Genomic DNA, 14,328 nt, shown 5'->3' on the forward strand with positions numbered 1-14,328 from the left:
TCACAACACTAATCTCGGGAACCGGTCCGGACACTGAGCCAAAAGAAGCTCTCTCGCCGCGAATCCGCGCGCCCTGCGGCCGTTTGCCGTCTCAATTCGGCACAGCGCGCCCGCTGCTGTCCACTGTGGACGGCAACGGGCGCGCTCACCTTTGTGCCCGCCCCGTTCGGGGAGGTCTGGGACGTCAGGAGTTCTGCTCCTCCTGGTCGAACCACGAGAGGTACCGCTCGCCGGTGTCCGGGAACACGGTCACCAGGTTCTTGCCGGCGTGCTCCGGGCGTCCGGCGAGCACGCGGGAGGCGTGGGCGGCCGCGCCGGAGGAGACCCCGACCAGCAACCCGGCCGTGCGAGCCAGCTCGCGCGCGGTGGCGTAGGCGTCGTCGTTCGACACGGTCAGCACCTCGTCGATCAGGCCGACGTCGGTGGTGGGCGCGACGAAACCGCCGTTGAGACCGGGAATGCGGTGCAGGCCGCCCCAGCCCTGGCTGAGCACCGGCGAGCCCTCGGGCTCCACCGCGACCACGCGGATCGCGGGGTTGCGCTCCTTGAGGTACTTCGCGGTGCCGCTGAGCGTGCCGCCGGTGCCGACGCCGCAGACGAACACGTCGATCTCGCCGTCCGTGTCGTTCCAGATCTCCGGCCCGGTGGTGGCGTAGTGCGCGGCCACGTTGTCGGAGTTCTCGTGCTGGCAGGCGAACCACGAGCCCGGCCGTTCGCGGGAGATCTCCTCGGCCTTGGCGATCGCCGCCACGTAGCCGTCCTGGTACGGGGTCAGGACGATCTCCGCGCCGAACGCCCGCAACAGCTGGATCCGTTCGCTGGTCGCGCTGTCCGGCAGGACGATCACGCACTTGTACCCGCGTGCGGCGGCAATAGCGGCCAGTGAGATGCCGGTGTTGCCGGACGTGGCCTCGACGATCGTGCCCGACCCTCTGGTGAGCTGGCCGCGTTCCTCCGCGCCGTTGATCATGAAGAGGGCGGCGCGGTCCTTCACGCTCGACAGCGGGTTCGCCATCTCCAGCTTGGCGTGCAACCGCGCCGTGGTGACGCCGAGGTCGAGCCGCACGATCGGGGTGCCGCCGACGAGGTCGGCGAGCGACTGGGCGAGAGGTCGCCCGGTGAGCTGACGGGTCATCACGGGTCTCCGGTCGGTTGGGTGTCACCAGGTCGGGAACACGGCGCCCTTGTGCCGCGGGGTGGTGGCCACGGGGTGGCGCACCCTGGCCGCCTTCACCACGCCGCGCGTCGACTTGAGCGCGGGCACGGAGAACGGGGCCAGCACCCGGGAGTCGGCGGGGACGTCGCGGATGACGAGGGCCTGGGCGCCGACCACGGAGTCGTGGCCGACCGTGATCGGGCCGAGCAACGTCGCGTTCGCCCCGATCACCACCCGGTCGCCGAGCTTCGGGTGCCGCCGCGACCCCTCGGGCCGCTGGTTGTCGTGCCACCACCCGACGGCGCCGAGGGTGACCTGGTGGAAGATCGTCACGTCGTCACCGATGACGACGGTCTCGCCGATCACGACGCCCGCGCCGTGGTCGATGAAGAACCCGCGCCCGATCGTCGCGCCGGGGTGGATCTCGATGCCGCCGGTGAGCAACCGGGCCAGCACCATGACGAGTCGTGCGGACCGCCGGTGCCCCTTCAGATGCAGCCGGTGCGACAGCCGATGCCCCCAGATCGCGATGACCGTCGGGTGCAGCAACGCCTCGCTGCGGGACAGGATCGACGGGTCGCGGTCCATGACCATGTCGAGGTCGGCGTGGATCCGCCGCAGCGCCGCCACCGGTGTCATCGGACCACTCCCGTCTTCTTCCCTCGCAGGTTCCCGAGCCGGTTCTCCGCGTACGCCACGCCAACGAGCACCACGAGGCCGCCCGCAAGGAGGTTCCAGGTGATGTGCTCGCCGAGGAACACGACGCTGACGAGCACCGCGAACACCGGCACCACGTAGTTGACCGCCGACGCCGTGGTGGCCCCGGCGTCCCCGATGAGCCGGAAGTACAGGACGTACGCCAGCCCGGTGCTGAACAGCCCGAGCAGCACGATGCTCGGCGCCACTGGCCAGGTGAAGTCCGGCGTCCGCCAGTCGAGGAACGGCGTCACGACCCCCTGCACCACCGCCGCCGACACGAGCTGCGCGGCCGCGAGCGCCAACGGCGCCAACCCCAGTGGCGACAGGAACTTGCGGACGTACACGAACCCGATCGCGTAACTGACCGCCGCGCCGAAGCACGCGATCCGCCCGCTGAGCGAGCCGAGCGACTCGTGCCACGGCCCGATCAACAGCACCACGCCGACGAACCCGAGCGCGAGCCCGACCACCTTGCGCGGCGTCGCCCGTTCGGACGGCAGCGCGGCTGCGGCGAGCCCCAGCGTGAGCAACGGGGTCGCGCCGATCAGCACACCCGCGATGCCCGCGCCCGTCGTCTTCTCGCCGTAGGACAGCAGGAGGAACGGGATGACGTTGCCGAACAGGCCGGCCGCCGCGATGTGCGCCCAGACCCTGGCGGACTTCGGCAGTGCGACCTTGCGCAGTGCCGCGACCGAGAGCAGGACGGCCGCGCCCAGGACGAGTCTGGCCAGCACGAGTTGGCTTGGGGTCAGGCCTTCCAGGGACACCTTGATGAAGGTGAAGCTGCTTCCCCACAACAGCGCCAGGAGCAGGAAGCGCGCGACGGATGCCTTGTCCATTGCGCCTCCGTTCAGGTGAGCTGCCGGCGAGATCGTTTGGACACTGCACCAGAGCGGGCTCGGGGCGTGGTGGAGCGCGCGGCACAGTTGCACACACGCGGCGGGAACGCTCTCACCACGCGTCGCCTCCACCGAAGGTCGGAACCGCCGCCCTGCCAAGATCCGTAGGCTGCCGTCGTGCCCGTGCCGCGCGCCTCCTCCCTGCCCTCCACCACCCTCCGCCGCTGGCAGCACGTCGGCACCGACCTCACCGCGGCCGCCGGCGGCCTGCTGGTCTGGGGCGCGATGGCCGCGTGGGCGCTCACCGGCCCGCACATGGACCAGCACCGCCACATCGTCATCACCACGCTGACGATCGACGTGGTACTCGGCCTCGGCACGATCGGCCTGCTGGCGGCCCGGCACCGCTACCCGCTGGCCGCCGCCTGCCTCACCGCCGCACCGGTCGGGGTCTCGGTATCGAGCTTCGGGCCGGCGTTGATCGCGATGGCGACGATGGCCACGGGGCGGCGCTGGTCCTGGGTCGCCGCAACGGGTTCGGTGTGGTTCGTGTCGTTGTTCCTCGGCACGGTCGTGTACGCGCCTTACGCAGTCGGGTTGCGCATCACGGCCTCGGCCGTCGCCATCAACCTGCTGCTCGGGACAGCGTTGTTCGTCGCCACGGTCGCCGCCGGGTACTACGTCGGGATGCGCCGCGACCTGGCCGAGGCGATGCACCAGCGGGCGCTGGCCACCGAACGCGAGCAGGCACTCACCGCCCGAACGGCCGAACGGACCCGCATCGCCCGCGAGATGCACGACGTGCTGACGCACCGGATCTCGTTGGTGGCACTGCACGCCGGGGCGTTGACCTACCGCGACGACCTCACCCGCGAGCACGCGGCGGAGACGGCGTCGATCATCCACGGCAACGCGCGGCTGGCGTTGTCCGAACTGCGCGAGGTGCTCGGGGTGTTGCGTGCCGACGAGCCGTCGCCGCCCACGCTCGCGGAGCTGAGTGCGTTGCTGGCCGACGTGCACGAGGCGGGCGGCAAGGTCTCGCTCGACACCCGAGGACTGGACCGGGCGCTCGCGGACGTGCCGGAGTCGTTGTCGCGCACGGCCTTCCGGATCGTGCAGGAGTCGCTCACCAACGCCCGCAAGCACGCTCCCGGCGCGGCCGTGGAGGTCCGGCTGTCCGGAGGCGCGACCCTCGACCTGAGCATCCGCAACCAGATCACCGGCACGGGCCATTCGCTGCCGTCGGCCGGAGTGGGGTTGCGGGGCCTGGAGGAACGGGCGGCGCTCGCCGGCGGCGTGCTGACGACGAACACGGACGCGAACATCTTCGAGGTCAGGGCGGAGTTGCCGTGGCAGTGATCAGGGTTCTGGTGGTCGACGACGACGTCCAGGTCCGTGCGGGCCTGAAAACCGTGCTGGGCGGCGCACCCGACGTGGTTGTAGTAGGTGAGGCGGGCGACGGGCAAGAGGCCCTGAACGTCACGTCCAGCGCCATGCCCGACGTCGTGTTGATGGACATCCGGATGCCACGGATGGACGGCGTGCGCGCAACGTCAAGGCTGCGCGAGAGAGGGACACCGGCACGCATCCTGATCCTCACGACGTTCGACACCGACGAACTCGTGCTGGCGGCGCTCAGGGCCGGAGCGAACGGCTATCTGCTGAAGGACACGCCACCCGAGGACGTCATCACGGCGATCCGGCGGGTCGCGGCGGGCGAACCGGCGTTGTCCCCCAGCGTCACGAACCAGGTGATCGCCGCCGCCGTCCGCCCGAACGACCGGCAACTCACGGCCCGCGCGCTCGTCGCGAGCCTCACCACGCGCGAACGCGACGTCGCGGTGTTGATCAGCGACGGCCGCACCAACCAGGAGATCGGCAAGGCGTTGCACATGGGCGTCGCGACGGTGAAAACCCACGTGGGCAACGTGTTCGTGAAGTTCGGCGCGACCAACCGGGTGCAGGTCGCCCGCTGCGTGCACGACGCCGAACTGGGCTGAGGAGGCTCCGACTTTGGTCTGAGGCGCGGGCCCCCGGCGGCCAGCATGATCGTTCCAGAGCCGCCGAAGTCCTTCAGGAGGAGCCAAGATGTCCAAGCTGTTCAGCCGCCTGCGCGCCGTCGTGCTGGCGGGCGTGTTCACCGCGGGCGCCATGACCGCCGTCGCCGCACCTGCCTCGGCGTTCGACGGCTGGGCGTGCAGCGTCCCGAGCGGCCACACCTTCATCCAGGTGGAGCGGAGGGTGAACACCTGCGGGACGGGCTTCATGCCCTACTACTACGTGCGTCAGCCGGTGAACAACCTGGTCGCGTGCACGCTGCCGTCCGGCTTCACCTACGACATCGTCGACCGCTCGAACGACTGCAGCACCTCGGGTCTCGCCCCGAGATACCGGCTGCGCACGCCGTCGGTCGGCCTGTGGGCGTGCACGGTGCCGAGCGGCTGGACCTACACGGCGTCGCAGCGCACGAACGACTGCAGCACCTCGGGTCTGGGCTGGCAGTACCGCCTGACCAGGTGACGCGGAAGGGCCCGCGCCGGACAGCGCGGGCCCTTCCCGGGGTCAGCGCAACGACAACGCGCGGCTGATCGTGTGGAACAGGTCGGTCTGGTCGGTCACGCCAACGACGTTCGCCGCCTGCGGCCCGTAGCCCGCGATGCGCACCTGCGTACCGGTGTGCTCCTGGGACGCGCCAGGGGTGTTGGTGGCGTAGTTGATGGTCATCTCGGCGTTGTCGTGCGTGATCAGCGTGGCGGTCTGGCCGGGGCTCGCCGTGCCGTTCGGGATGATCTGGCTGGTGTGGCCGTGGTCAGCCGTCACGACGACGAGCGTGTCCTGGTGGCTGCGCGCGTACGCGAGCCCGGCGGCGATCGCGTCGTCGAACCCGACGGTCTCGCCGATCTGACCGCACGGGTTGGCGGCGTGGTCCTGCTTGTCGATGCTCGCGCCCTCGACCTGGAGGAAGAAGCCCTTGTCCCGCTTGTTGCCGTGGTCCAACAGGTCCAGCGCCTTGCGGGTCATGTCGGCGAGCTTCGGCGCGGCCGCCGGCAACGCGGGGTTCGGCGTGCACTTCGCCGCCGGGGTGCCGCCGACCTTCGCGGCCGGACCCGCCCACTGGACCTCCATGTTCGAGTCCGCGAACAGGCCGAGCACCGGCTTGTCCTTCTTCACCGACTGGAGCGCCTTCGCGTCCGTCGCGAGCTGGTAGCCGGCGGCCTTCGCCTGGTCCAGCACGGTCTTGCCCTTGAACTGACCGGACTTCACGGTCTGGTTGAAGTACTTGGCGCCACCACCCAGCAGCACGTCCGGGCGGGTCTGCACGAGCTGCTCGGCGATCGAGCCGGCGCCGCCGTTCTCCTTGGCGTTCACCGCGCACTTGGCCGACGTCTCGTCCGGTCCCTTGCAGTCGCGGTTGACGACGTGCGATCCGAGCACGGCGGGCGTCGCGTCCTGCACCTCGGCGGTGGTCACGTCGCCGGTGCGGTAACCCTGGCGCTTGGCCAGCTCCAGCAACGTCGGCACCGCGTTGCCATACGCATCAACGGAAATCGCGCCGTTGTAGGTCTTCGTGCCGGTCGCCCAGCCGGTGCCGGACGCGGCCGAGTCGGTCACGTAGTCCGGTTTGGACGGATCGTTCCGCGTCACCGCGTACGTCGTGTACGCGCCGGTGAGCGGGAACGTGTCCATGTTCAGTCTGCCCGCGGCACCGCGCGAGTAGTTGCGGGCACTCGTGATCTCCGAGTCGCCCATGCCGTCCCCGATGAACAGGATGACGTTGCGCGCCTTGCCACCCTGGATGGCCTGGCGCACCTCCTGCGTGCGGTCACCGGACGACGCGCTGCGCTTCGACGCGTCGTCCTGCGCCATGGCCGACGGCGCGACCGCCGCGACGACCAGTCCGAGCGCGGCCAGGGCCGTCCAGCCCTTCCGATTCAACGCTCCCACTCCGAACACCTCCACAAGCACGACAGCGGGACGCCGAAGTACCTCACTTCCGCGTGTGCCTCACGCGTCGTGGAGGTGTGCGCTGACCTGCCTTCTGATGAACAAGGCGACCAGACGTACTACTCGGATGGGCCTTCTGGCGGACCTTCCGGCCGCAACCCGGCGAGGCGGGCGACCGCCGCAAACCCGTCATCCGCCCCAGCCCGGGCCAGCGTCACGTCCTGTCCGCGAGCCGTTCCACGTCCGTCACCTTGCCCGCGATGATCAGCACGTCCCCGCGTTCGATCACGGTCTCCGCCGTGGCGTAGGTGAAGCCCTCCCCCGGCCGCTTCACGCCCACCACCGTCACGCCGTACTTGCCGCGCAGCTTGCTCTGCCCGAGCGGCTTGCCGATCGCCTCGTGCGGCGGCAACGCCTTCATCATCGCGTAGTCGTCCTCGAACTCGATGTAGTCGAGCATCTTGCCGGTGACGACGTGCGCGACCCGTTCGCCCATCTCGTGTTCGGGCAGCACGACGTGGTGCGCGCCGATGCGTTCGAGGATGCGGCCGTGCTCGCGGCTGATGGCCTTGGCCCAGATGTTGGGGATCTCGAAGTCGACCAGCACGGCGGTGGTCAGGATCGACGCCTCGAGGTCGGTGCCGATGCCGACGACCGCGCGCTGGAACTCGTCCACGCCGAGCTGGCGCATGACCTCGGCGTCAGTGGTGTCGGCGACGACGGCGTGCGTGACGTCGTCGGCGTGCCGCTGCACGAGCTTCGGGTCCGAGTCGATCGCCATGACCTCGACGCCCTGCGCGACCAGTTCGAGCGCGAGCGAGCTGCCGAAGCGGCCCAGTCCGAGCACGACGACGCGGGATGCCTGCTTATCCGACAATGGGTCGCTCCTCGGGTAGTTCGTAGCGCCGGCGACGTTCCCGCAGCGCCAGGGCCGACACCAGGGTGATCGGCCCGACCCTGCCGACGAACATCAGCACGATGATGACCAGTTGCCCCGTCACGGACAGCTGGGAGGTGATCCCGGCGGACATGCCGACGCCGCCGAACGCCGCCGTGGTCTCGTAGAGCACGTCGTCGAGGCTGAACGTGCTGGTGGCGAGCAGGATCATGGTCCCGGCCATCACCACGCCGACGCCGAGCAGCGCGACCGTGACGGCCTGGCGCTGCACCTCCGAGCTGATCCGGCGGCCCATGACGTGCACGGTGGGCTCCGCGCGGACCTCGGCCAGCAGCACGAACGCGAGCAGCGCGAACGTCGTCACCTTGATGCCGCCGGTGGTGCTCGCGCTGCCACCGCCGACGAACATCATCACGTCGTTGACGAGCATGGTGGCCGGCTGCAACTGGGCGACGTCGACGGTGTTGAACCCGGCCGCTCCGGGCATGACGCCGTGGAACAGCCCGATCAGCAGCTTGTCCCAGAAGCCGTACGGCCCGAGCGTCCCGGCACGGCCCCACTCGACGGCGAGCACGGTCAGCGTGCAGAACGCCATCAGCCCCAGGTAGACCGGCACGGTGATCTTGGTGTGCAGCGACCACCGCTTGCGGTGCCGCCGCAGGAACTCGAACAGCACCGGGAACCCGAGGCCGCCGGTCACCGAGAGCGCCATGATCGGGAAGCACACCCACGGGTCCGTCGCGTACCGCATCAGACTGTCCGGGTAGAGCGCGAGACCGACGCTGTTGAACGCCGAGATCGAGTGGAACACACCCGAGTACAGCGCCCGCCCGAACGACTCGCCGTAGCCGAGCCAGAAGCGCAGCATGAGCAGCACCGCGCCGATCGCCTCGACCACCAGGCTGGTCACGACCACACCGAGAACGACCCGGCGCACCTGGCCGAGGTTCAGCGTGTTGGTCTCGGTCTTGGCGGTGAGCTGCATGTGCAGGCCGAGCCGGTGCGAGACCAGCAACGCCAGCAGCGACGCGAGCGTCATGATGCCGAACCCGCCTACCTGCCACAGCACCAGCAGCACGACCTCGCCGAACACCGACCAGTGCGACCCGGTGTCGACCACCGCCAAGCCGGTGCCGGAGACCCCGGAAACGGCGGTGAACAGCGCTGTCATGAACCCGGTCGTCTCGCCGGTCTCAGCGGAGACCGGCAGCATCAGCAGCGCCGTTCCGGCCGCGGTGGCCGCCAGGAAGGCGAGGACGACGAGGCGGGCGGGGTGCCGCCACCCGTTGATCACCGCGACAGCCTAGAACGTCCATCCAGGACATGTCGGACGGCAGGTCGTGGTCCGGGACATCGCCCACGTAAGGCCTGTTTAGAGTCTTCGCATGCTTGCGATCGTCGTGGAGACCGAGAACTGGGAGCGGCACGTCCGCCCGTCCGCCGAGGAGCTCGCCGACCTCGTGCGACGCGTCGGCGGCGAGGGCGACCGGTTCCTCGTGCTCCAGCGGGTCCCGGACCAGCCGAACGTGTTCGCCCAGATCTGGCACGAGAACGGCGGCGCGTACACCGTCGAGCACCGCGACGCCACCGGCCAGTTCGAGACGTCGACCGGGGACGTGGACCAGGTGATCGCCGCGCTCACCGGCTGGGCTCGTGCGGACGAGGGCTGGGACAGCGCTCTCACCTGGGACCCGCTCGCCCTGCCGGCCGCCCCCGAGGTCCCGCCGCTCGACCTGTCCGACGAGGAACGCACGCAGCTCGAGACCCGCGTCCGCACCGAACTGGCGGGCGGCTACACCTCCCGCGTCAAGCTGGCGGAACTGGCCGAGGAGTACCTGGTCGACGGCGACCGCAGGCCCGTCTCGCCGGAGCAGGCGCGGGCGCTGGCCGACCGGCTGTGGGTCGAACGCGTCGAGGAGCAGGCGGGCTGGCAGGGCGAGACCGACCCCGAACGCTTGACCCGCGCGTTCGCCGCCCTCGACGGCAACGGCGTCACCGCCCGCGAGAACTTCACCTGCTGCCGCACGTGCGGTCAGGACGAGATCGGCGCCGAGGCCGCACCGGGCGCACGCGGGTTCGTCTACTTCCACAACCAGTGCACCGAACACGCCGCGGAAGGCCACGGGCTGACGTTGCTCTACGGCGGTTTCGACGGCACGGCCGAGACGACGACGGCGATCGGTGACGAGGTCGTCGCAGCGCTGCGAGCCGTGGGGCTGAACGCCGAGTGGGACCGCGACCCCAACCGCACGATCACCGTGCCGCTCGACTGGCGCCGCCGCCTCGTGGGCTAGTCCCTGTCCGGGGACAACAGCGCGACAACCTCGCCACAACAGCACGCCGGTACCTCTTCGGTCGTAGGACCCCAACCGAGGAGGACATGGTGAAAGCCAAACTGGCGACGGTGCTGGCGGGGCTGCTCGCGATCGCGACGCTCATCGCACCCGCCGTGAGCGCCACGCCGTTCCAGCGCGACGTCTTCGTCCGCGACAACGTGAGCGACGTCGGCAACGAGCCCAGCACCGGCAGCATCTACTACAGCCCGGACATCAAGGTGTGCCACACGCCGGTGCCGTGCGCCGTGTCCCAGAACCCGATCGTCGGCGTGAACAACTACGTCTTCGTGAACTTGAGACGCAAGCCCGGCGGCATCGGCAACATCGACGGCGCCCTGTACCTGTACCGCAGCAACCTCGGTGGCGGCACGGCGTGGCCGGGTGGCTGGACCTTCGTCGGCGTCAGCGGGGCGAGCGTGCCGGTGGCCGGCACCACCGTGATGATCACCTGGAACGGCGCGAACGTGCCCGGTCCCGCGCACTTCTGCCTGCTCGCCCGGTGGGTGTCGAACGCAGACCCGATGACGTTCGCCGAGGGCCCCAACACCCAGCTCAACGCCCAGCGGAACAACAACATCGCGTGGCGCAACGTCGACTCGGTGCGGGTGCGGCCGTTCGAGCCGGTCAAGGTGCCGTACACGATCGGCAACCCGGACCGCGGCGACGCCCGGCAGGCGTTGCTGATCGAGGCGCCCCGGCCGTTCGCGGGCACCGTGACGTTCGACCTCGGCCAGGAGCTGACCGCGCGCTGGAAGCAGGCAGGCGGCAGGGCCGTCGGTGTGAAGCAGGTCGGTGAGACGCAGTTCCTGCTGGCCGAGGCGAAGGCCCGTTTCGACGGCATCGTGCTCAAGGGTGAGGAGCGGGTGGAGACCGCGCTGACGTTCGCGACCGAGCGCGAGGCCGGTCCGGCCGAGCTGCACGTGCGCCAGCTCGACGCCCAGGGCGCGGACCTCGGCGGTGCCCAGTACCTGATCAACGAGAAGGACTGAGTATCAACCCCGGTGGGTCCGTCTCCGTTACTCGGAGACGGACCCACCGAAAGGGTTGTCAATGAAGACCATCATGGTGTTGTTGCTGCTTCTGCTCGGGATCGTGCCCGCGCACGGAGCAGCGGACTGCCAACCGCCGGACTGCCCGGTCGTCGTGGACGCGATCGACGGTCCGGTGCACGAGTCGGCGGACTCGTACACGGCGACTTTGAAGCTGCGCAACGGTCCGGCGAAGCAGGACGTCGAGGTCGCGTACCGGTTCGTCGACGGCACCGCGAAGCTGGGTGAGGACTACTCGGCGGCGCCGCGCGGCACGGTCACGATCAAGGCGGGCGAGGCCCAGGGCGCGGTGCCGTACAAGGTGATCCGGGTAACGGGTCAGGAGAAGAAGTTCACGCTGGAGATCACCGCGGTGAAGCAGGGCCAGATCGGCAAGCGGGTGGCCGTGTTCACGATCGCCGGCAAGAGGTGAACAGCCTGACGGCCTGAGCCCAGTGCCGCACGGCCTCGGTCCACCGCCCGTTCCGGCCCTCCAGGTCGGCGAACGTGCGGTGGACCAGGGCCTGTTCGAACTCGTCCGGGGCCTGGGTCCGCGCGTGCAACGCCTCGGTGAGGTGGTCGCGGGCCGATTCTCGTTCGCCCAGGGCGAGTTCCGCCTCGGCGAGGTCGCGCAACGTCGAGGCCTCCCGGTGGCCGTCGCCCAGGTCGCGGCAGACGGTGAGCGCGGCGGTGAGGTTCGCCCTGGCCGCGGCGGGATCTTCCAGCGCCAGCTGGGTCACGCCGAGTCCGGTCAGCGCGTCGGCCTCGAAGCGGCGGTCGGCGATCTCGCGGCTGATCTTCAGCGCGTCGCCGAAGTAGAGCAACGCCGGGGCGTGGTCGGCGAGCCGGTGGAAGGCGTCGCCGAGCGTCATCAGCGTCGCGGCCTCCAGTCGCCGGTTCTCCTTGGCGCGGAACGTGTCCAGCGCCTTGAACAGCGGTTCGGCGGCCTGCTCCGGCCTGCCCATCCGGACGTAGGTGTAGCCGAGGTTGCGCCGGGCCAATGCCACGCCCACGTCGTCGCCCGCGGCGCCGTGCACCTCCATGGCTGCCTGGTAGGACTTCAACGCCTCGCCGAACGCCCTGAGTTCCGAGTGCGCGTTGCCGATGTTGTTGTGCAGCCTGGCTTCTCCGCGCAGGTCGCCGGCTTCGCGGGTGAGCTGGAGCGCCTGCCGTTGCACGATCATGGCTTCGGCGATGCGGGACGTCATCTGCAGCGCGATCCCCTGTCCCCGCAGCATTTCCGCCTCGGCGCGCTGGTCGCCGAGCGCGCGGGCGGCGTCGACGGCGTGTTCGCACTGCTCGACGCGGGCCGCCCAGTTGCCGCGCGCCTCGAAGTAGCTCGTCAGCAGGTAGGCGAGTTGCCAGGTCTCGCGGTGCAGGCCTTGTGTCGCAGCGAATCGGATGACGTGCAGCAGGTTGTCGCGTTCGGCGTCGAGGTAGGCGAGCACCTCGGCGCGGTCGTCACCGAACGGCAGGTCGTCCGACGGCGGTCTGCTCACCAGGTCGTGGCGCGGGTTGAGCACCTGACCCGCCGCGTGCGCGATGGTGAGGTACCGGTCCAGCAGGCGTTCGGCGCCGTCGCCGAGGTCGCCGCTCTGCCGGGCGAACAGGCGGATCAGGTCGTGCAACGCGTACCGGCCGGTGCCGGTCTCGCTGACGAGGTGCGAGGCGACGAGTTCGTCCAGGCCCGGTCCGAGCGCGTCGGCGAGGTCGGCGGGAAAGCTCGCGCCGGGATGTTCGCCGAGCACCCGGAAGAGCCGCGCGGCCTGCGGGCTCAACGTCCGGTGCGCGCTCGCGAACACCGTGCGGACCGTGCGGTCGTCGCCGTCGACCGACAGGACGTCCAACGGGTCGTTGCGGGTGAGTTCGCGCACGAGGTCGGCGATCCGGCGGCTCGGCCGGATCGCGAGGCGGGCCGCGGCGATCCTGAGGGCGAGCGGCAGTCGTCCACAGTGGACGGCGAGGTCGGCGGTGGCGGCTGCCTCGGCGTTCGTTCTGGACTCGCCGAGGATTCCGGTCAGCAGGTCGTGCGCTTCTGTTTCGCTGAGCAGGCCGAGGCTCACGGTGTGCACGGCGTGCCGCGTACCCAGGGCCGAGAGCGCGTCGCGGCTCGTGATCAGCAGCAGGTTGCCCTGATCACCCGGCACCAGCGGCAGCACGTCCCTGGCGCGCCGGACGTCGTCGAGCAGGATCAGGATTCTCTTGCCGTGCAACAAACTCCGGTACAGCGGCGCGGGATCGGCCGGAACCCGGTCCGCCGGGACGCCGAGGCCGTGCAGCATCTCGGTCAACGCCTGGGCGGGCGTGAGCCGTTGCAGGTCCAGGAACACCTGCCCGTCGGGGAACCGGTCGGCGACGCGCCGCGCCCACTCGACCGCGAAGGTGGTCTTCCCGACGCCCGCCACGCCGGAGACCACGACGATCGGCGGCAGGTTCTCGAGTTCGGCGAACTCGGCGGTGCGGCCGGTGAAGTGCCCGGCGCGGGCGGGCAACTGAGCGGGTTTCGCACTGTGCAGCAAGGGATCGCGGCGCAGGATGGCCGTGTGCAGGGCGCTGGTCTCCGGCCCGGGATCGGCACCAAGCTCGTCGGCGAGCCGCTGCCTGAGTCTTCGGAACACGTCGAGCGCGTCGGCATGCCTGCCGTCGTGGTGCAACGCCCGCATCAGCAGCCCTGCCAACCGTTCCCGGGTGGGATGGCCGACCACCAGCCGTTCGAGTTCCTCGATCGCGTCGCGCTGCTCGAGCCGCTCGCCCCAGAACGTCTCCAGCGCCGTGATCCGCTGCTCCCGCAACCGATCGACCTCCGCGCGCCCCCACCCGAACAACTCCGTGCCGGCCAGCGGTTCACCCCGCCACAGACTCAGATCGCGGGTCCGGTCGAACGCCGCCGCGTCCACGTTGGCGTCGAGCTGGTACCCGCCCGGCTTGGTCATGAGCGCGCCGGGCATGCCGCAGTCGGCGAGCGCCTGCCGCACCCGCGCGACGTGGCTGTGCAACGACCTCACGGCCGTGCGCGGCGGATCGTCCCCCCACAGCACGTCCACAAGGCGGTTGATGGCCACCGGCATGCCGGCGTTGAGGGCGAGCACCGCGACGATGCTGCGCTGCCGGGCCCCGGTGAGGACCGCGGTCCCCTGCGGCCCGCACACCTCTACGGGCCCGAGGATCCGCACCTCACCGTCAGTTCGCCGCACATCGCGTTACGTTAGCCCGCGCAATTCACTGGTCGTAGCGCTGAACGTGGGACGAAACCGGCAATTGCACAGCCGGTTCGCCCCGATCGCAGCCTCCTACGGACGGACGCGGTCCGTCGCGCAGCCGACCAGGAGCACACCCAGGACGGCCGCGAGCGCGTGGTCACCGCTGAGCGCGCACGCGCCGGCGATTGTGATCCAGAGCACAAGCCTCATGGATCGAGGTTAGGGAC

General features: G+C 70.2%; 13 protein-coding genes. 6 read left to right on the forward strand and 7 right to left on the reverse strand.

What is annotated here, in order from left to right; translation table 11 throughout:
- Positions 1 to 184: 184 nt before the first annotated feature.
- The 3 genes from cysK to JNUCC0626_RS10595 are packed head-to-tail and all read right to left on the reverse strand — an operon-like array spanning position 185 to position 2,694.
- A complete protein-coding gene (gene cysK / locus JNUCC0626_RS10585; RefSeq protein ID WP_394619518.1) occupies positions 185 to 1,135 on the reverse strand; it encodes a cysteine synthase A in 951 nt (316 codons plus the stop codon).
- A gap of 24 nt (positions 1,136 to 1,159) precedes the next feature.
- Positions 1,160 to 1,795 (reverse strand): serine O-acetyltransferase EpsC, encoded by a 636-nt coding sequence (gene epsC, locus JNUCC0626_RS10590; protein ID WP_394619519.1) that lies wholly within the window; start codon positions 1,793 to 1,795, stop codon positions 1,160 to 1,162.
- A complete protein-coding gene (locus JNUCC0626_RS10595; protein ID WP_394619520.1) occupies positions 1,792 to 2,694 on the reverse strand; it encodes a DMT family transporter in 903 nt (300 codons plus the stop codon). The genes epsC and JNUCC0626_RS10595 overlap by 4 nt, the downstream gene beginning before the upstream one ends.
- Before the next feature lie 177 nt (positions 2,695 to 2,871).
- On the opposite strand from JNUCC0626_RS10595, the gene JNUCC0626_RS10600 reads away from it, so the two are divergent.
- From JNUCC0626_RS10600 to JNUCC0626_RS10610, 3 genes are all read left to right on the forward strand, one after another.
- Positions 2,872 to 4,053 carry a sensor histidine kinase gene (locus tag JNUCC0626_RS10600; RefSeq protein ID WP_394619521.1) on the forward strand — a complete coding sequence of 394 codons (1,182 nt, stop codon included), beginning with the start codon at positions 2,872 to 2,874 and terminating at the stop codon, positions 4,051 to 4,053.
- Positions 4,044 to 4,694, forward strand: coding sequence for a response regulator (locus tag JNUCC0626_RS10605; protein ID WP_394619522.1), 651 nt, complete (start codon positions 4,044 to 4,046; stop codon positions 4,692 to 4,694). The genes JNUCC0626_RS10600 and JNUCC0626_RS10605 overlap by 10 nt, the downstream gene beginning before the upstream one ends.
- Before the next feature lie 88 nt (positions 4,695 to 4,782).
- Positions 4,783 to 5,214, forward strand: a complete 432-nt coding sequence (locus JNUCC0626_RS10610; RefSeq protein ID WP_394619523.1) for a hypothetical protein — start codon at positions 4,783 to 4,785, stop codon at positions 5,212 to 5,214.
- A gap of 42 nt (positions 5,215 to 5,256) precedes the next feature.
- On the opposite strand, the gene phoA is transcribed toward JNUCC0626_RS10610, so the two are convergent.
- The 3 genes from phoA to JNUCC0626_RS10625 all read right to left on the reverse strand — a co-directional run bounded on the left by phoA (position 5,257) and on the right by JNUCC0626_RS10625 (position 8,831).
- Positions 5,257 to 6,561, reverse strand: a complete 1,305-nt coding sequence (gene phoA, locus JNUCC0626_RS10615) for an alkaline phosphatase (protein WP_394622008.1) — start codon at positions 6,559 to 6,561, stop codon at positions 5,257 to 5,259.
- Between the two features lie 292 nt (positions 6,562 to 6,853).
- On the reverse strand, positions 6,854 to 7,516 hold the full coding sequence (locus JNUCC0626_RS10620) for a potassium channel family protein (protein ID WP_394619524.1): 663 nt from the start codon (positions 7,514 to 7,516) through the stop codon (positions 6,854 to 6,856).
- Positions 7,506 to 8,831 carry a TrkH family potassium uptake protein gene (locus JNUCC0626_RS10625; RefSeq protein ID WP_394619525.1) on the reverse strand — a complete coding sequence of 442 codons (1,326 nt, stop codon included), beginning with the start codon at positions 8,829 to 8,831 and terminating at the stop codon, positions 7,506 to 7,508. The genes JNUCC0626_RS10620 and JNUCC0626_RS10625 overlap by 11 nt, the downstream gene beginning before the upstream one ends.
- Before the next feature lie 91 nt (positions 8,832 to 8,922).
- On the opposite strand from JNUCC0626_RS10625, the gene JNUCC0626_RS10630 reads away from it, so the two are divergent.
- The 3 genes from JNUCC0626_RS10630 (at position 8,923) to JNUCC0626_RS10640 (ending at position 11,334) form a co-directional block, all read left to right on the forward strand.
- Complete coding sequence (locus JNUCC0626_RS10630; RefSeq protein WP_394619526.1) at positions 8,923 to 9,831, forward strand: DUF6891 domain-containing protein; 909 nt, start codon at positions 8,923 to 8,925, stop codon at positions 9,829 to 9,831.
- A gap of 86 nt (positions 9,832 to 9,917) precedes the next feature.
- Positions 9,918 to 10,862: a hypothetical protein gene (locus JNUCC0626_RS10635; RefSeq protein WP_394619527.1), complete on the forward strand. Its 945-nt coding sequence runs from the start codon at positions 9,918 to 9,920 to the stop codon at positions 10,860 to 10,862.
- A gap of 61 nt (positions 10,863 to 10,923) precedes the next feature.
- Complete coding sequence (locus tag JNUCC0626_RS10640; RefSeq protein ID WP_394619528.1) at positions 10,924 to 11,334, forward strand: Calx-beta domain-containing protein; 411 nt, start codon at positions 10,924 to 10,926, stop codon at positions 11,332 to 11,334.
- On the opposite strand, the gene JNUCC0626_RS10645 is transcribed toward JNUCC0626_RS10640, so the two are convergent.
- Positions 11,312 to 14,095 carry an AfsR/SARP family transcriptional regulator gene (locus JNUCC0626_RS10645; RefSeq protein WP_394619529.1) on the reverse strand — a complete coding sequence of 928 codons (2,784 nt, stop codon included), beginning with the start codon at positions 14,093 to 14,095 and terminating at the stop codon, positions 11,312 to 11,314. The two genes, JNUCC0626_RS10640 and JNUCC0626_RS10645, sit on opposite strands and share 23 nt — an antisense overlap.
- Between the last annotated feature and the right edge of the window lie 233 nt (positions 14,096 to 14,328).

This window comes from Lentzea sp. JNUCC 0626 (assembly GCF_043632865.1).
In the GTDB taxonomy this organism is placed as follows: Bacteria; Actinomycetota; Actinomycetes; order Mycobacteriales; family Pseudonocardiaceae; genus Lentzea.

Bases quoted from the DNA above. Each gene is read 5' to 3' on its own strand.
- cysK (WP_394619518.1), bottom strand. From the start codon at position 1,135: ATGACCCGTCAGCTCACCGGGCGACCTCTCGCCCAGTCGCTCGCCGAC.
- epsC (WP_394619519.1), bottom strand. From the start codon at position 1,795: ATGACACCGGTGGCGGCGCTGCGGCGGATCCACGCCGACCTCGACATG.
- JNUCC0626_RS10595 (WP_394619520.1), bottom strand. From the start codon at position 2,694: ATGGACAAGGCATCCGTCGCGCGCTTCCTGCTCCTGGCGCTGTTGTGG.
- JNUCC0626_RS10610 (WP_394619523.1), top strand. From the start codon at position 4,783: ATGTCCAAGCTGTTCAGCCGCCTGCGCGCCGTCGTGCTGGCGGGCGTG.
- phoA (WP_394622008.1), bottom strand. From the start codon at position 6,561: ATGGCGCAGGACGACGCGTCGAAGCGCAGCGCGTCGTCCGGTGACCGC.
- JNUCC0626_RS10630 (WP_394619526.1), top strand. From the start codon at position 8,923: ATGCTTGCGATCGTCGTGGAGACCGAGAACTGGGAGCGGCACGTCCGC.
- JNUCC0626_RS10635 (WP_394619527.1), top strand. From the start codon at position 9,918: ATGGTGAAAGCCAAACTGGCGACGGTGCTGGCGGGGCTGCTCGCGATC.
- JNUCC0626_RS10640 (WP_394619528.1), top strand. From the start codon at position 10,924: ATGAAGACCATCATGGTGTTGTTGCTGCTTCTGCTCGGGATCGTGCCC.